The following is a 17065-nucleotide window of genomic DNA, read 5'->3' on the forward strand; positions in this document are numbered from 1 at the left end:
GATCAACCAAGAGGCATTTTCGACAAGAGCCCGGGCATTTACGATGCACCGACTCACACCTGCCTCGTGAATGTGAGTGCGGGCATGGCCCGCGACTGCGCAAGGAGCCTCATATGCACGTCGACCACCTCCTCCGCCTCGACCGCCTGGACCTCTCCCTCGTCTGGGGCGACGAGGCGCTGCTCGGCCAAGAGATCGCCGGGGTCACCGCGACCGATCTGGAGGACCCGGCGCGCTTCCTCCAGCCGGGAGAGGTCGTCCTGAGCGGGCTCGTCTGGTGGAGCCGCGACGGCGGCGCCGCCAAGACCGACCGCTTCGTCTCCGCCCTGCGCGAGGCGGGGGCCGTGGCGCTGCTGGCCGGCGAGGAGACCCACGGCCACGTGCCGCGCGAACTCCTCGACGCCTGCCGCAGGCATCGCGTCCCGCTCGTCGCCGTGCCCCCGCACACCAGCTTCCGGGCCATCACCGAAGCCGTCTACCTGCGCCAGTGGGCCGAACTCAACCGCCACCCCGCGAGCCACCACGCCCTGCCGGAGAACGTCCGCCTCGATCTCGACCGCGCCCTGGAGCACCGCGCGACGGCCGGCGAACTCCTCGACCGCGCCTTCGCCCACCTCGGCACGCCGGTCTGCCACCTCCTCACCGCCTCGGGCCGTACCGTCGCCCGCACCGGCGCCGCCACCGGGCTCCCCGCGAGGGAGTCCCTGAAGGCGCTGGCCGGCGCGCGGGGCACGACGCTGCGGATCGAGGCGGAGGGAACCGACTTCGACACCTGGTACCTGCACCTGCCCGAGGAGGGACGGGTGCCGCCGAAGATCCTCCAGGAGATAGCCGAACTCCTGGGCCGCCACCGGCGACGGGAGGACAGGGGACGGGCCGAGCGAGGCCCCGCGGCCGGCCGGCTGCTGGAGGCCATCGGCACGCTCCGCGCCGACCCCGGCCGCCTCCAGCGCGCGCTGGCCTCCTGCGGGCTGGCCGGCCGGCCCTCCTACACGGTCGTCGCCGCCGCTCTGGAACCGGACGGGAACGCCGGGGCCGACGGCGTCGCCGCGCTCACCGAGGCCCTCGGACACCTCCCGTCCACCCCGTTCGCCGTCGCCCTCGGCGACGACGACGCGGCGACGGCCGTCCTCGCGCACGGCGACGACACGACGCACGTGACGACGGAACGTCTGCGCGAGGTCGCGGAGCTGATCCGGTCCTGCCGTCCGGAGAGCGCCTGGCGCGTCGGCCTGAGCGAGCCCGTCGCCGCGACCGCCCTGAACACCGCCCTCGCACAAGCCCGTCACGCCCTCGCCGGGACCCGTACCTCGGCGCCGTCGTCACCGCGGGTCGCACGCCTGCGTGATCTCGACGGGCTGGAGATGCTCCTCGCCGGCGTCCCCGGGCACGTGCGCGAGATCTACCGCGAGACCGTCCTGGGCCCCCTGACGAGAGCCGGACGAGGGTCGGCCGCCATGCTCCTGGAGACCCTGGAGGTGTTCCTGGCGCACGACTGCTCCTGGACGCGGACCGCGGAGGCCCTCCACGTCCACGTCAACACCGTCCACTACCGCGTCGCACGCATCGAGACCCTCACCGGCCGCGACCTGTCCCGCCTCGACGACCGGGTGGACCTGCGCGCCGCGCTGCTGAGCCGCTGACGCCGCGAGCGGCTCAGGGCAGGTCGATGTGGACGCTGGTCGACTTCACCCGGGCCGTCACCGTGACGCCGACCTCCAGCGCCAGCTCCTCGACCGCCTCGCGGGTCACCAGGGACACCAGCCGGTGCGGGCCCGACTGCACCTCCACCTGCGCGGCCACGTCGTCCACGCGGACGCCGGTCACGATCCCGACGAAGGAGTTCCGCACCGACGTCGGCACGTCGTCCTCGGGCACCGCGTGCAGCCCGGCGCCTCGCTCCTGGGCGAAACGGGCCAGGGCCACACCCTCGATCACCCGTCGGCCGGCGCCGTCGCGCACCATGGCCAGCCTGCCGCCGTCCGCCCACCGGCGAACGGTCTCCGAACTCACTCCGAGCAGCCGCGCGGCCTGCCCAATGCTGTACGACGCCACCCTCGCACTCTAGGCCACGGCCCCGCCCCGGGGGTCGCGCGGAGGGCCCGCCGGGTGCGGCCCTCATGATCACGTCCCACCGGCCGGCGCCCCCGGAATTCCCGGTAATGCCTCAGTAACGCGGCCCTCCTAGCGTGTGGCAGCGCTCGGTCCCCGCTGGTGAGAACCACCTGCCGGACCGGCGGTCCCCCCGTTTCGGAGAAGCGAGTTCCCTTTGATGAATGTCTCCCGCACACCCCGGCGCCGGGGCGGCGCGTGGGCGGCGGTCACCCTCGCCGCCGTGCTCGGCGGTTCGGCCGTCGTGCTCCCCCAGTCCGCCGCCGCCTCCGCCCCGCGGCAGGCCCGCGTCGACGCCGCCGTGCTCGACGCCGTCTCGGCCGGCGAGCGGTCACGGTTCTTCGTCGTCCTCAAGGACCAGGCCGACCTCTCCACCGCGAAGCGCGCGAAGGGGCACGGCGCCCGGGCGAAGTCCGCCTTCGAGGCCCTCCGGACGGAGGCGGCGGACAGCCAGAAGCCGCTGCGCGCGTTCCTGGACCGCAAGAAGGTCGGGTACGAGTCGTACTGGATCGCCAACACCCTGCTGGTGACCACCGACGACAAGGCCGTCGTCGAGGAGCTGGCCGGCCGGGCGGACGTGGCGAGCATCGTCAAGGAGCGGACGTACCGCCTCGACGGCGTCGAGGCCGCCTCCCGGGACACCGGTGCCGCCGGCTCCGCGACCGCCGCCGGGGCCGCCGGTGACGCCACCCCGGAGTGGGGCGTCGCGGACATCCGGGCCGACCAGGTCTGGGACCAGTACGGCGACCGCGGCGAGGGCGTCGTCATCGCCAACATCGACTCGGGCGTGCAGTACGACCACCCGGCGCTCGTCGGCAACTACCGCGGCAACCTGGGCGACGGCGCCTTCAGCCACGACTACAACTGGTACGACCCGACCGGCCAGTGCGGCACCGGCGGCACCCCCTGCGACAACAACGGCCACGGCACCCACACCATGGGCACCATGGTCGCCTCCGGCGGGGCCGGCGTCGCGCCCGGCGCCACCTGGATCGCCGCCAAGGGCTGCGAGTCCAAGTCCTGCTCCGACGCGTCGCTGCTCGCCGCCGGGCAGTGGATCCTCGCGCCGACGGACCGCAACGGGCAGAACCCGCGCCCGGACCTGGCGCCGAACATCGTCAACAACTCCTGGGGCGGCGGTGACACCACCTTCTACCAGGACATCGTCGAGGCGTGGAACTCCGCCGGCATCTTCGAGGCCTTCGCCGCCGGCAACGACGGCGACGGCACGACCTGCTCCACCGCCCACGCGCCCGGCTCCCAGGCCCCCTCGTACGGCGTCGGCGCCTACGACTCCACCGGGAAGATCGCCTCCTTCTCCGGCTTCGGCCCCTCCCTGGTCGACGGCTCGGCGAAGCCGAACATCTCCGCGCCGGGCGTCAACATCCGCTCCACGTGGCCGGGTTCGACGTACAACACCATCAACGGCACGTCGATGGCCACGCCGCACGTCGCGGGCGCCGTCGCCCTGCTGTGGTCCGAGGCCCCCTCGTTGGTCGGTGACATCGACGCCACCCGCGCGCTGCTGAACGGCGCCGCCCGCGACGTCGACGACACCCACTGCGGCGGCACCGCCGGGATGAACAACGTCTGGGGAGAGGGCAAGCTCGACATCCTCGGCGCCGTCGACGCCGCCCCGCACACCGCCGCCGTCGTCACCGGCCGCGTCACCGACGGGGCCACCGGCGCCCCGCTCGGCGACATCGCCGTCAAGGCGACCGGCGACGCGGCCACCCGCACCGTCACCACCAGGGCCGACGGCTCGTACCGGCTGACCCTGCCCGCCGGAGACTACGCCCTCACCCTCGGCGGCTACGGCTACGCCGCCGCGGGCCAGACCGGGTTCGAGGTCACCGCCGGCGGCGACACCACCAAGGACTTCGCGCTCGACGCCGTCCCGCACCACGCCCTCACCGGCACCGTCCTGGACGTCACCGGCAAGCCGCTCCCCGGCGCCACCGTGAAGGTCGCGGGGACGCCCGTCGCCGCCGTCACCACCGACGCCTCCGGCCGCTTCACCGTCCCGGACGTCGCCGAAGGCGCCTTCACCCTCACCGCCGCCCCCGCCGCCCCGGTCCGCTGCAACGGCCCCGCCGCCCAGCCGCTCACCGTCGACGGGGACGAGACCGCCACCGTGCGCCTGCCGAACCGCACCGACGCGGGCGGCACGTACAGCTGCGCCCCGGTCGCCTCCTCCTGGATCGCGGGCGGCACCAAGGTCGCCCTCACCGGCGACGAGGACGCGACCACCGTGTCCCTGCCCTTCCCGGTGCGCCACTACGGCACCGCCTACACCCGCGCGTCCGTCACCACCAACGGCCTGGTCAACTTCCTCGCACCGCGCCTGGGCGACTACGCCAACACCGCCCTGCCCAGCACCACCCAGCCGCACGGCGTCGTCGCCGCCTTCTGGGACGACCTGGTCCTGGACAAGAAGTCCAGCGTCCAGACCGCCACCACCGGCACCCCCGGCGCCCGCCGCTTCGCCGTCGTCTGGAACAACGCGGCCTTCGTCGCCGCCCCCTCGGTCCGGATCTCCTTCGAGGCCGTCTTCGACGAGGCGACCGGCGCCGTCACCCTCCAGTACAAGGGCATCGGCTCGAACCCGCTCCAGCGGGGCGCCTCCGCCACCACCGGCATCGAGAACCAGGCCGGCACCGACGGCCTCGGCCACTCCTTCGACTCCGCCGTCCTCAGCGACGCCACCGCAATCCGCTTCACCCCGAAGGGCGCGTGATGAGCAGCATCGACCGACGGGGCCTGCGCCTCGCCTCCGCCCTGGTCGCCGCCGGACTGGCCCTCGGCGCCGTCCCGGCCGTCGCCCAGGCCGACGACTCCGGGCTCCTGACCCTCACCGACACCCAGGCCGCGACACTGGCGGGCCGCTTCCAGCCGGACGTCGACGGCGACGGCACCACCGCGGCCGCCGGGGTCGACGCGCTCGACACCGCCAGGGCCGCGCGGGAGGCCGCCGAGAGCGCCGACACGGCCGACGCCGCGACCACCGGCACGGAGAGCGGCACCGCCGCCTCCGGGACCCTCAAGATGACGAACCGTTCGGCCGTCGAGGGCGTCCAGGGCGCCGCCAGGACGATCGCGGTCGGCGGCGCGGCCGGCGACTACTTCACCGTCCACGCGCTGGGCGTCGTCCAGCGCATGAGCGCCGACGGCAGGCAGCTGTGGAAGCGGGACTCGGGCTCGCTGCACACCGACTGGCAGGTCACCCCGACCCCCCGCGGCGCCAAGGAGCCGTACCCGGCGGCGATCGTCATGGGATTCAACGCGGTCAGCCCGTTCTCCGCGTCCTCCGACGACGGCTACGCGACCGGCGACCTGACCGGCGACGGCGTCGACGACCTCGTCTTCACCGCGAAGGTCGGCGTGCAGCCCTACCGGCCGTTCACCTCGCCGGGCTCGACCCTGCCCAACGGCACCTTCGTCACCGTGCTCGACGGCTCCACCGGCAGGACCCTCTGGTCGAAGCTGTACGCCGGCGCGTACAACGTCGAGCTGGTCGGCAAGACCCTCGTGGTCGCCGACTCGGCGTACTACAACCTCAACTCGCCGGCCGGTTCGAAGACCACGCTCAACGGCATCCGCTTCTCGTACGCCGACGGCCGGCTCACGCCCGCCGACACCTGGACGTACGACGCGGGCACGTACACCGGCGTCTCCTGGGGGTCCCTGGAGCCGATCGGCGACGGCCTCGTCGCCGCCTCCTGGAACCAGGCCCTGCGGTACGCCCCCGACCGCACGCCCAGCGGCCACACCCTCGTCATCGACACCGCGGACGGCAGCCTCCGCTGGGAGACGTCGGGCCGGAACTACGTCCGCCAGCTGCGCCTCGACCCCGCCCGGGACCGGATCGTCGCCCTGGAGCAGTCGGACTACAACGAGGGCATGTCGTACCAGATCGCCTCGTACGACCCCGCCGACGGCACCCGCACCACCCTGACCACCCGCGTCAACGCCCTGGCCACGGCGCTGGAGATCGGCGACATCCAGGGCGACGCGAGGCCGGAGTACACCGTCGCCGAGGCGACCGTCGGCACGGCGGGCCCGTTCGTCGACTCCAGCAGCATCCGGGCCCTCGACGGCGACGACGCCTCCCCGCTCTGGGCGCGCACGGTCAAGCCGTCCGAGAACAGCGGCGCGGACGTCAGCACCCCGTGGCAGCTCAAGGCCGTCGACGGCAGGATCGTCGCCTCGTACCTGGACGACCGGGACTCGACCCTCGCCGCCAACCGCGGCGGGGCCCACTACGCCCGCCTCGCGGTCCTCGCCGGCAAGAACGGCGCCGTGAAGTGGGAGAAGCGCGGGATCGTCGCCTCCCAGATCGGCGCGCAGGCGTACAAGAAGGGCGGCGGCTGGCGGCTGCGGACCGTCGACACCCACCAGAACGTCCACGTCTACCACCTGGCCAACGGCAAGGAGGAGAGCGTCACCCCGATGCAGGGGCCGGTCTCCTCGGGCGTCGCCCTCGACCTCACCGGAGACAGGAAGCAGGACGTCGTCGTCGGCGGCGTCTCCCGCGGTCTGTTCGCCTACGACGGCCCGTCCATGGCCGCGGGCACACCGAAGCGACTGTGGACGGCCGTCCTGCCCGGGCGGGTCGACCAGATCGTCAAGGCCGACACCACCGGCGACGGCCGCGACGAGCTGATCGTCGCCGCCGACACGGCCGCGGCGGTCGTGGACGCCGCCACGGGCAAGGTGCTCACCGTCATCGACGGCGGCGGCGAGTACGTCCGCAACGTCGTCGCCTCCGACCTCGACGGCGACGGCGCCGCCGAGGTGGCCGTGGCCACCGACAAGGTCCGCGCCTACGAGGGCACCGGCGCCCTCAAGTGGGAGTGGGCCGCCCCCGCGGAGATCGGCACCCCGGCCTTCGCCGACCTGTCGGCCTCCGAGGGCAAGGTCTACGCCCAGTACCAGACCCGGGGGCTCAACCCGGGGAACACGGCCGGCGTCCCCGTGGGCGGGGTCGCGCTCGACGGCACGGACGGCTCGGTCACCTGGTCGTTCACCCAGAAGGCACCCGCCACCGGCACCACCGGCGCCGTCCTCGGCATCCCGCTGCGCGCCGGCACCTTCGCCGCCCCCGGCATCCCCTACGCCGACGGCCACGCGGTGGTCTTCACCTACGTGATCCGCGGGGACTCCACCCAGCTCCCGCCCAACCAGCTGGCCAACATGGTCCAGATCCGCAACAGCCGCACCGGCGCGGTGCTGCACGAGTCCCAGGCGGGCGGCTACGCCACCCTCGCCAACTGGTACACGGCCCCCGAGGGCCTGATCGGCAGCAGCCTCGTCGCCCTGCGGACCTACTCGGGCGACCCGGCCGCCTACCAGCAGGTCCTCACCCTCGGCGAGATCCGCAGCAGCGCCCTCGTCACGGGCCCGGACGGCCGACGCCTCGTCGTGGCCGGCGGCGACACCTTCGCGTCGGTCTACGACGCGTCGCTCCTCACCTCGGGCGCCCGCTACCCCGCGGCCGTGGCCTCCTACGACGCCCTGGGCGCCCGCGAGTTCCTCACCGCCGACCTCGAAGGCGACGGCCGGGAGGAAGCCGTCCTGCTGAACCTCGACGTCTACGGCGCGGACCGCAGCGCCGAGCTCGTCGGCAACACGGCGGCCGTCGGCACCTACACCGCGATCCGCTCGATGATCACCCTGACCATCGACAAGGTGTGACCGGGTGGGTCACGGATCCCCGTGACCCACCCCTCCCTCCGCCCCGGAAGGCCCCACGTGGTGCCGGCCGGGGCGGACCCGTACCCGGTCGCGTCGCGCCGGGACGTGTGCTGTGCTGGAAGGAGCCGCAGAAAGGCGCGTCGATGCGTCGGAGCCGGAGCCCCGCCCTCGTACCCGCCCGGCCGGTCGGGCCGACCGGGGACGGAGGGGGGCTGCTGCCGAAGCGGGAGCTGGCGGCGGCCTGGGGCCTGGTCGTGCTGATCGCGGTGCCCGCCTGGGTGCTGACCATCGGTCAGGCGCGGGACATGGGGGTGGAGCCCGGCACGATGGGGATGGCGCTGCCGCTGTTCCTGCTGCTGTGGGTGACGATGATGGCGGCCATGATGCTGCCGTCCATGGCTCCGGTGGCCATCAGCTGGGTGCGCGGGATCGGCCGTCGGTCCTCGGGGTGGACCCGGACCGGACGGACCGTCGCGTTCGTGTGCGGGTACCTGCTCGTGTGGACCGCCTTCGGGCTGCTCGCCTACGCGGCGCTGGCGCTCACCGGCGGGCTGGTCGACGATCACCCCACGGCCGGGCGCTGGATCGGCGCGGTCGCCTTCCTGCTCGCCGGGCTGTACCAGCTCGGCCCCCTGAAGAACGTCTGCCTGCGGCACTGCCGTGACCCGATGGGGCACCTGGTGCGCTACGCCGGGTTCCGGGGACCGGCCCGGGACCTCCGGGTGGGCGTCCACCACGGGGTGTACTGCGTCGGCTGCTGTGCGGGGCTGATGGTCGTGCTCGTACCGCTGGGCGTGATGAACGTGGCGGCGATGGCGGGACTCGCCCTGGTGATCTTCGTGGAGAAGCTGTGGTCCCGCGGCGTCCTGCTCGGCCGGGTCGTGGGCGTCGCCTTCCTCGTCCTGGCGGTCCTCGCGCCGTTCCAGGACTGGATGCTGCCGGGGCTGGAGGGTTCGATGCCGCCGATGGACGACATGTGATCCCGCGTGCGCACGGGGTGAGGCTCCGGGGCCGTGACCGGCGGCCCGCGGGTTTACCGCCGGGAGCATCGGGTGCAAGCTGGAAGGGAGGCCGCACCCCGACACCCGGGTGCGCGCCCGGGACGCGGTCTCGCCACTCCGAGTGAGCTCCTCGGGGCTCGGCTGGAGGCAGCGACATGACTGAGCAGGCCACCGGCGGCACGCGCTGGCACCTGGCCGGCGACTGGTTCGACGTGTGCAAGTGCGCGATCCCGTGCCCGTGCACGTTCGCGCAGCCCCCGACGTACGGCGACTGCGAGGGCGTCCTGGTCTGGCACATCCGCGAGGGCAACTTCGGCGACGTGCGCCTCGACGACCTCAATGTGGTGATGCTCGGGTCGTTCGAGGGCAATCCGTGGGCCGGTACGCACACCGAGCCGTACGCGGCGGTCTTCCTGGACGACCGGGCCGACGACCGGCAGCGGGCCGCGCTCGGCACCGTCTTCGGCGGGGAGGCCGGCGGATGGCCGGCCGAGTTCGGGGCGATGTTCCACCCCGAGATGCGGGGCATGGACGTCGCCCCGATCCACGTCGAGATCGACGAGGACCTCTCCACGTGGCGGGCCGAGATCCCGGGCCGGGTCACGGCGGAAGCCGAGGCGCTCACCGGCCCGACCACCCCGGACGGCGCCCGCGTCCAGGTCCTCAACGCCCCGGGCGCCGAGGTGGGGCCGGGGCAGGTCGCCACCTGGGGGCGGGCCACCGTCGACCGCGCCGACGCCTTCGGCTTCGCCTGGGAGCGCACCGGCAGGTCGAGCAAGTACTTCCCGTTCGACTGGAGCGGGCCCGACTGACGGACCCCGCCGGGCGCGGGCCGTGCGACGGCCGCGTCAGCGCGCCGCCGGGGACTGCTGGAGGTGGAGGAAGACGCTCACCGGGTCGAGGCCGGCCTCGTCGAGGAGGGGGCCGAGACCGCGGCGGGCCTCGTCGCCCTGCGCGGTGGGGCGGGGGGCGGCGGACTGGAAGGTGGCGAGGGGGGTGGCGGGGGCGGTGATGCGGAAGGCGGTCCACTGCCGTCCGCGCTGGCGGATGAGGAGGGGCCTCGACCAGGCCATGAAGCAGGGGACGCCGGTGCCCCGGGCGTGGGCGCGGGCCAGGACGGGGCCCGGCCGGAGGGCGGCGAGGAGGGTGACGGCCTTCGCACAGGCCGCCTGCGGGTTGCTGAACTCGCCGGCGAGTTCCCAGACCCCGTTCTCGTAGGTCGCGCCCACGTGGGCGGCTTCGAGGGCGCGGTGCGCCTCGGCGACGGGGTCGGGTACGTCGCGGGCGCGTTTGGCGAGGGCCTCCACGTCGGCCTCGGTGGCCACGGGGGCGCCCCTGCGGCCCGGCGGCAGGCAGAGGTCGGCCGCGTGCTCCGGCTCGGCGCGGGCCACGGCCGTACGGGCGAGGCTCCAGGCGGCCGCCGCGAGCGGGTCCGCGTCCGGGCCTTCGAGGTCGCCGTGGAGTCCGAGGAGGGACACGCACACGGCGGTCACCGCGTCGAGCCGCTGCCGCTGCTCGTCGGGCACGTCGTCGTCCGCCGCGTCGAGGGCGTGCAGGAGGTCGGCGGTGACGGGCCGCCAGCCGTAGTCGTTCTCGTCCCAGGCACCGGCGGCGAGGAGTTGCAGGTGGAGGGCGGTGACGAGGAGGGTGGTGGGCACGGACCAGGGGCGGGCGCGGGCGGCCGTGTCGTCGCCGGCCTCGGCGGCCAGTCTGCGGGCCAGTCCGGCGATCCACGCGCGGGCCTGCTCGCGGGCGCTGTCGGGGAGCGCGGAGGCGTCCTCCTCCGCCTCGGGGTCCTGGCCCGCTTCGGGCGTCTCGTCCTCCGCGTCGGCGGCGAGGTACTCGGAGATCCGCCAGCCGCGTGCGGCCGGTGCCTGCGGCAGCCGCGGGAGGTCCGACGCGAGGGGGCCGAAGGCGAGCTCGGTGAGCGCGGGCCCCAGGGCCCGGAGGCAGTCGGCCACGGTCGCGTGCGCCGCGCCGCCCGGACCCGCCGCACGCGCCGCCGCGTCCGTGACGACGAGTTCGCGCAGCCGGGTGACGTCCTGCTCGAAGCGCCGCGCGGCCGCCGGGTCGCGGAACAGCTCGTCGGCGGTGTGGTCGCCGGAGAGGCGCGGCACGGTGCCGGCGGCGCCGCGCGGTGCGCAGCCCTCGGGGTCGTAGAGGAAGGCGGCGGCGGATTCGACGTACGTGCCGTCGGCGAGGAGGCATCTCGCCCGTACGGCGGCGCCGGGGGCGCCGGTCCACGGGAAGGTGCCGGTGTCCCGGTCGGCCGGGATCGGTCCGATCGGGTGCCACGAGCCGGGCGCGCCTCCGTCCGTGGAGATCTCGACGGTGACCTCCTGGCCGGCGGGGCGGCGGCCGAGCACGGCCTCCAGAAGGAGGCCGTGCTCGCGCACGCCGAGCAGGACGAGCGCCGGGGGCCGCTCCGTCGCGTCCTGGGGGGTGACGGTGGATCCGGTGAGTTCCCGGACGGGTCGTACGGGGCCCACGTCCGGCAGCAGCGGGGCGGTGTCGTGGGCGATGACGGCGAGTTCGCAGTTGCGGGCCGGTCCTTCCGCCGTCGTCCCGGTGGCGTCGCCCACCGCGCGGGCGAGGGCCGCCCGGGTCAGGTTGGGGCTTCCGGTGAGGGCGTGCCAGGTGTCGCCGACGCGCCACTCGACGAGCTTGCCGTGGCGCGTCCGGGTCTCGGCGAGCTCGCGCACCCGGGCGGCGGGGTGTCCTTCGAAGGCCCTGCGCACGCCGTCGGAGTCGTAGCGGGACCAGCGGCGCTGGATGCCGAGGGTGATGTCCGCGGGGGACATCCGCTCGCGCAGGAGGCGGAGCAGTTCTCCCGAGGGGTCCACGAAGGGGGCGTACAGGCGGAGTTCGTCGACCGGACGCTCGGGGAGCCGGTCGATCAGGGGCGTCCACAGGTTGTGCGCCAGCTCCACCTCGGGTCCCTCGGTGTCGGTGGGCGGGGCCTCGCAGTGCAGGACGGTCAGCAGTTCGGCGAGGTGACGCAGGTGGTCCGCCCACCACGGGGTCATGGCGACGGCGTCCGGCAGAGAGTCCAGCCAGTCCGCGAGGTCGGCGAGCAGGGGGTGGGAGGCCCCGTCGTCGGTGGCGACGACGGTCCACAGTTCGTCGTTGGCGCCCCAGCCCGACGGGGTCGGGTTGCCGGAGCCGATGGCGACGCGGCAGGCGTCGTCACCGAGGAGCAGGGCCAGTTTCGGGTGGAAGGCGCCGTGGCAGGAGGCGACGCCGTGGAGGTAGCCGCGTCCGGCCAGGCGGACGTCGACGGCCTCGTGCAGGGCGTGCCCGGCGTCGCCCAGGATCGCGACGCGGGCCCCGAGCGCGCGGGCCCTCGGCACGGCGACGGCCTCCAGGAAGGGGAGGTCGGTGGTGTAGCCGAGCACGAGGAACTCGCGCAGGGGCCCCTTGCCGTCGTTCTCCCAGTCCCCCAGGAGGGAGACGGGTGAGGCGTATCCGGTGTGCACCGCGGTGGTCATGGCATCACGTCCAGGCTCGTGCGTGCGTGGTCCGTCAGGGTCAGTGCGCCGCCCCGGGCGGTGTCGGCGGTGAGGAGGCCGAGCTGCCGGGCGACCGAGGCGAGCGGGTGGACGCGGAGGCCGATCTCCGCCTTCGACTCCTCGCCGAGCCGGTAGTAGCGGTCGTCGTCGCGCAGGTGCAGGCGGGAGAAGAGCCGGTAGCCGCCGGTCCTGGGGTCGACGCGCAGTTTGCGCAGGGCGACCCGGCGGGACTGGGCCAGCATGTCGTCGACGAGGCGGGAGGCCAGGTCGCGCGCCGGGCGGAGCTCGTACTCGCGCAGCAGGCCCGCCGTCCACCTCGGGTCGAGGAACTCCTTGCGGTCGCCGAGGAAGGCGCGCCGGACGGCGGCGGAGCGCCGGTCGGTGGGGTGTGTGCCGGTCTCGGCTCGCCGGGCGCGCAGGCCGCCGGTGAGGAGGACGAGGACGTCCCGCCAGGGTTCCGCGCGGCCCCGGTCGTCCAGGAGTTGCCGTTCCACCGGGAGGGGGTGTCCGAAGTGGTCCTGGACGGGGCCGAGTTCGTCGAGCGCCCGGGCGACGGTCCCGTCGGGCACGCGGTCGCAGAGCCAGTCGCGGAGGTCGGCCGCCGACCGGTCCCGTCCGCCGTCCGGACCGTCGTCGGCGCCGACCTCGGCCACGAGGTCGGCCCACAGGCGGCGCCAGGCGGATACGGAGTAGTGGCGCAGCAGCAGCCCCCGCCAGGCCGCGGCCTCGGGTATCGCGGAGAGGACGGGGTCCTCGGCGAGGAGCGGGCCGAAGGCCACGGTCTCCCTCAGGGCCATGGCGGGCGAGTCGCCGCCGTGCAGGACGACGGAGCGGGCGAGCACCCGCAGGGTGGCGCGCCGTGTCCGGTCGGTGGCCTCCCAGGCGTCCGCCCGGTGGGTCCCTCCGGCCGTGGCGGTCAGCAGGGCGGCGAGCCATTCCCGTTCGGCCTCGCAGGGCTCGCCGAGCGCGGCCCTTCCGGCCTCGGCGAGTTCGGCGGGCCGGGCCGCGGGCCGCCCGGCCGCGGCGAGGGCGAGGAGGGGCGCGAAGAGTTCGCGCACCTCGGCGGGGCAGGGGTGGCGTCCGGGCCGGAGCCCTTCCCCGCCGGCCTCGACGATGCCGAGGATCTGGGCCGGCGCGGTGTACTGGGACCAGAAGCCCCAGGCGCGGGGCGAGTAGTCCCGCGCCGCCCGGTCCAGGTCGAGGCCGTCGTCCGGCGAGAGTGCCGGGCGGACGCCGTCGTGGCCGTGCGGGAAGAGTCCGGCGGGGATGCCGTCGGGCGAGCGGCTGATCTGGGCGGCCGCGAGCAGTGCCTCCGCGCGGCGCAGCAGCGCGCGGCACTCCACGGCGTCGAGGCTCCGCCGTCCGGCCTCGGCGGCGACGGCGGCGTAGAGGGTGTAGTAGCGCGCGTACTTGGTGACGCTGGAGACGCCGGGCACGAGCCGGTCGACCAGTCTCCACACGGGTCCTTCGACGGCGAGCGGGAACTTGGGGCTCCCGTGGCCGAGTCCTGCCTCGGCCCACGCCGGCCCCGCCGTCCGTACGCCCATGCCGCCGTCCTCCCCGTCGCCGTCCCCTCGGCCGTCGCCGACGATACCGCCGCCTTCCGGCGGGGGGCGGCGCGGGGCGGGGTCACAGGGCGCTGACGATGTCCTCCACGCGGTCCTTGGCATCGCCGAAGAGCATGGTGGTGTTGGGGCGGAAGAAGAGGGGGTTCTGGACGCCCGCGTAGCCGGAGGCCATGGAGCGTTTGAAGACGATGACCTGGCCGGCCTCCCAGACGGTGAGGACGGGCATGCCGGCGAGGGGGCTGCCGGGGTCCTCGGCGCCGGCCGGGTTGACGGTGTCGTTGGCGCCGATGACGAGGACGACGTCGGTGTCGGCGAAGTCGCCGTTGATCTCGTCCATCTCCAGGACGATGTCGTACGGCACCTTGGCCTCGGCCAGCAGGACGTTCATGTGGCCGGGCAGGCGGCCGGCGACGGGGTGGATGCCGAAGCGGACGTCGACGCCCTGGGCGCGGAGCTTGGAGGCGAGTTCCGCGACCGGGTACTGGGCCTGGGCGACGGCCATGCCGTATCCGGGGGTGATGACGACGGAGCGGGCGGCGGCGAGGACCTCGGCGGCGCCCTGGGCGGTGATCTCCTGGTGCTCGCCGTAGTCGACCTCGGAGCCGGCCGGGGCCTCGATGCCGAAGCCGCCGGCGATGACGGCGAGGAAGGAGCGGTTCATCGCCCGGCACATGATGTAGCTGAGGTAGGCGCCGGAGGAGCCGACGAGGGCGCCGGTGACGATCAGCAGGTCGTTGCCGAGGAGGAAGCCGGAGGCGGCGGCGGCCCAGCCGGAGTAGCTGTTGAGCATCGAGACGACGACGGGCATGTCGCCGCCGCCGATGGAGGCGACCAGGTGCCAGCCGAGGGCGAGGGCCAGGGCGGTGGCCGCGATGAGCAGCCAGAGGGCGGGGGCGACGGTGAAGCGGACGGTGAGGACGAGGAAGAGGGCGAGGGCGCCGAGGTTGAGGGCGTTCTTGCCGGGGAGGGTCAGCGGCCGGGAGTCGACGCGGGCGGCGAGTTTGAGGTAGGCGACGACGGAGCCGGTGAAGGTGACGGCGCCGATGAAGACGCCGACGAACACCTCGGCGTGGTGGATGCCGAGGGTGCCGAGCGCGTCGAGGGCGGCGGCCTCGGCGCCGCCGGGGTGGTGCTCCACGTCGAGGTAGCCGTTCCAGCCGACGAGGACGGCGGCGAGTCCGACGAAGGAGTGGAGCAGCGCGATGAGTTCGGGCATGCCGGTCATCTCGACGCCGCGGGCGCGCCACAGGCCGATGAGCGCGCCCGCGAGCATGGCGGCGGCGAGGAGTCCGGCGGCGCCGGCGCCGATGCCCCGGTCGGCGGCGAGGACGACGGTGGCGACGAGGGCGACGGCCATGCCGAGCATGCCGAAGGCGTTGCCGAGGCGGGCCGATTCGTGCTTGGAGAGTCCGGCGAGGGCGAGGATGAAGAGCAGCGCGGCGACGAGGTAGGCCGCCTGGGCGGCGTGGGTGGCGGACATGTCAGCTCCTGTTGAACATTCCGAGCATGCGGCGCGTCACCGCGAAGCCGCCGAAGACGTTGATGCTCGCCAGCAGGATCGCGACGGCCGCGAGCGCGGTGACGAGGGTGGAGCCGTGTCCGATCTGGAGCAGCGCGCCGACGACGATGATCCCGGAGATCGCGTTGGTCACCGACATCAGCGGGGTGTGCAGGGCGTGGTGCACGTGGCCGATGACGTAGTAGCCGATGACGATGGCGAGGACGAAGACGGTGACGTGGGGCAGGAGCGCGGGCGGGGCGAAGCCGACGACGAGGAAGAGCGCGAGGGCGGTGAGGGCGACGCCGGTGAAGCGCCGCCGCGCCGTCATCGGGGTCCTCACCGGTGACACGGGGACCGGGGTCGCGCCGGTGGTGGGGGCCGGGGCGGCGGAGACCTGGACGGGCGGCGGCGGCCAGGACGGTTCGCCGTCGTGGACGACGGTGACGGAGCGCTGCACGGGGTCGTCCATGTCGAGGACGAGGCGGCCGTCCTTGCCGGGGGTCAGGAGCTTCAGGAGGTTGAGGAGGTTGGTGCCGTAGAGCTGGGACGCCTGGGCGGGGAGGCGGCCGGCGAGGTCGGTGTAGCCGAGGATGGTGACACCGTTGGCGGTGACGGTGCGCTCCCCCGGGACGGTGCCCTCGACGTTCCCGCCGTTGGCGGCGGCCATGTCCACGATCACCGAACCGGGCTTCATGGCGGCGACGGTCTCGGCGGTGATCAGCCGGGGCGCGGGGCGGCCGGGGATGAGGGCGGTGGTGATGACGATGTCGGCCTCGCGGCACTGCCGGGCGTAGAGGGCGGCTTCGCGGGCCTTGTAGTCGTCGCCCATCTCCTTGGCGTAGCCGGTCGCCGAGACCTCCGTCTCGGGGGACTCGATCGCCAGGTACTCGCCGCCCAGCGAGCGGACCTGGTCGGCGACTTCGGGGCGCGGGTCGGTGGCCCGGACGATCGCGCCGAGCGAGCCGGCGGTGCCGATGGCCGCGAGTCCGGCGACGCCCGCGCCGACGACGAGGACGCGTGCGGGCGGCACCTTTCCGGCGGCGGTGACCTGGCCGGTGAAGAAGCGGCCGAACTCGTGGGCGGCCTCGACGACGGCGCGGTAGCCGGCGATGTTCGCCATCGAGGAGAGGACGTCCATGGACTGGGCCCGGCTGATGCGGGGCACGGCGTCCAGGGAGAGGACGGTGAGGGGGCGCCGGCCCAGGTCCTCGACCGTCGCGGGATCGGAGGCGGGGGCGAAGAGCGCGATGACCGTGGCGCCCGGGCGCAGCCGGTCGAGGTGGTCCGGTGGCGGGGCGTTCACGCCGAGCACGACGTCCGCGGTCACCGCCTCGCCGGTGCGGGCGCCGGCCGTCTCGTACGCGGCGTCGGGGAAGCCCGCCGCGGCGCCCGCGTCCGGGTCGACGACGACCTCGTGGCCGAGCGCGCGGATCTTCTCGACCGTGGCGGGCGTCGCCGCCACGCGCCGCTCGCCGTCCCGCGCCTCCTTGAGGACTCCGACAATCACCACACCCCTCCGTTCGTCGCTGTCGTCCCCACCTTGGCCCGTGCGGGCCGCCGCGTGAAGAAGGCTCGCGCGCGGGAGATCGAAGATCATTCACGTATATGAATCAGACGAGTGTGCGGGCTAGGGTGGTTCGGGCCGGAGTGGACCGGTCGACATTTCGAACGTGACGACCT

The 17065-nt window shown here is 74.4% G+C and carries 10 protein-coding genes; 5 read left to right on the forward strand and 5 right to left on the reverse strand.

Annotated features, from left to right (window positions below):
* Window positions 1-113: 113 nt before the first annotated feature.
* Window positions 114-1643, forward strand: coding sequence for a PucR family transcriptional regulator (locus IE321_RS07215; RefSeq protein WP_190222182.1), 1530 nt, complete (start codon window positions 114-116; stop codon window positions 1641-1643).
* Window positions 1644-1656: 13 nt separating this feature from the next.
* On the opposite strand, the gene IE321_RS07220 is transcribed toward IE321_RS07215, so the two are convergent.
* On the reverse strand, window positions 1657-2055 hold the full coding sequence (locus IE321_RS07220) for a TOBE domain-containing protein (RefSeq protein ID WP_043225548.1): 399 nt from the start codon (window positions 2053-2055) through the stop codon (window positions 1657-1659).
* A 217-nt stretch (window positions 2056-2272) separates the two neighbouring features.
* Here IE321_RS07220 and IE321_RS07225 point away from each other — a divergent pair, with 217 nt between their 5' ends.
* The 4 genes from IE321_RS07225 to IE321_RS07240 all read left to right on the forward strand — a co-directional run bounded on the left by IE321_RS07225 (window position 2273) and on the right by IE321_RS07240 (window position 9619).
* Window positions 2273-4849, forward strand: coding sequence for a S8 family serine peptidase (locus tag IE321_RS07225; RefSeq protein ID WP_190222183.1), 2577 nt, complete (start codon window positions 2273-2275; stop codon window positions 4847-4849).
* On the forward strand, window positions 4849-7806 hold the full coding sequence (locus tag IE321_RS07230; RefSeq protein WP_190222184.1) for a hypothetical protein: 2958 nt from the start codon (window positions 4849-4851) through the stop codon (window positions 7804-7806). Before IE321_RS07225 ends, IE321_RS07230 begins: the two co-directional genes overlap by 1 nt.
* Before the next feature lie 143 nt (window positions 7807-7949).
* The gene (locus tag IE321_RS07235) at window positions 7950-8786 is read left to right on the forward strand and encodes a DUF2182 domain-containing protein (protein WP_190222185.1); all 837 of its coding nucleotides are present in this window, start codon (window positions 7950-7952) and stop codon (window positions 8784-8786) included.
* A gap of 176 nt (window positions 8787-8962) precedes the next feature.
* Window positions 8963-9619 (forward strand): DUF1326 domain-containing protein, encoded by a 657-nt coding sequence (locus IE321_RS07240; protein WP_190222186.1) that lies wholly within the window; start codon window positions 8963-8965, stop codon window positions 9617-9619.
* 36 nt (window positions 9620-9655) lie between these two features.
* Here the strand turns inward: IE321_RS07240 and IE321_RS07245 are convergent, their stop codons facing one another.
* From IE321_RS07245 to IE321_RS07260, 4 genes are all read right to left on the reverse strand, one after another.
* Window positions 9656-12295, reverse strand: a complete 2640-nt coding sequence (locus IE321_RS07245; protein ID WP_190222187.1) for a phospholipase D-like domain-containing protein — start codon at window positions 12293-12295, stop codon at window positions 9656-9658.
* The gene (locus IE321_RS07250; protein ID WP_190222188.1) at window positions 12292-13863 is read right to left on the reverse strand and encodes a hypothetical protein; all 1572 of its coding nucleotides are present in this window, start codon (window positions 13861-13863) and stop codon (window positions 12292-12294) included. Before IE321_RS07250 ends, IE321_RS07245 begins: the two co-directional genes overlap by 4 nt.
* Before the next feature lie 82 nt (window positions 13864-13945).
* Window positions 13946-15364 carry a Re/Si-specific NAD(P)(+) transhydrogenase subunit beta gene (pntB, locus tag IE321_RS07255; protein WP_190222189.1) on the reverse strand — a complete coding sequence of 473 codons (1419 nt, stop codon included), beginning with the start codon at window positions 15362-15364 and terminating at the stop codon, window positions 13946-13948.
* Window position 15365: 1 nt separating this feature from the next.
* Entirely contained in the window at window positions 15366-16892 is a 1527-nt protein-coding gene (locus IE321_RS07260; RefSeq protein ID WP_190222201.1) for a Re/Si-specific NAD(P)(+) transhydrogenase subunit alpha, read from the reverse strand.
* Window positions 16893-17065 lie beyond the last annotated feature (173 nt).

Source organism: Streptomyces hydrogenans (genome assembly GCF_014656075.1).
Taxonomy (GTDB): Bacteria; Actinomycetota; Actinomycetes; order Streptomycetales; family Streptomycetaceae; genus Streptomyces; species Streptomyces hydrogenans.

Excerpts from the sequence above, each read along its gene's own strand:
- IE321_RS07245 (WP_190222187.1), bottom strand. The coding sequence starts at position 12,295 with ATGACCACCGCGGTGCACACCGGATACGCCTCACCCGTCTCCCTCCTG.
- IE321_RS07225 (WP_190222183.1), top strand. The coding sequence starts at position 2,273 with ATGAATGTCTCCCGCACACCCCGGCGCCGGGGCGGCGCGTGGGCGGCG.
- IE321_RS07230 (WP_190222184.1), top strand. The coding sequence starts at position 4,849 with ATGAGCAGCATCGACCGACGGGGCCTGCGCCTCGCCTCCGCCCTGGTC.
- IE321_RS07250 (WP_190222188.1), bottom strand. The coding sequence starts at position 13,863 with ATGGGCGTACGGACGGCGGGGCCGGCGTGGGCCGAGGCAGGACTCGGC.
- IE321_RS07240 (WP_190222186.1), top strand. The coding sequence starts at position 8,963 with ATGACTGAGCAGGCCACCGGCGGCACGCGCTGGCACCTGGCCGGCGAC.
- pntB (WP_190222189.1), bottom strand. The coding sequence starts at position 15,364 with ATGTCCGCCACCCACGCCGCCCAGGCGGCCTACCTCGTCGCCGCGCTG.
- IE321_RS07235 (WP_190222185.1), top strand. The coding sequence starts at position 7,950 with ATGCGTCGGAGCCGGAGCCCCGCCCTCGTACCCGCCCGGCCGGTCGGG.
- IE321_RS07215 (WP_190222182.1), top strand. The coding sequence starts at position 114 with ATGCACGTCGACCACCTCCTCCGCCTCGACCGCCTGGACCTCTCCCTC.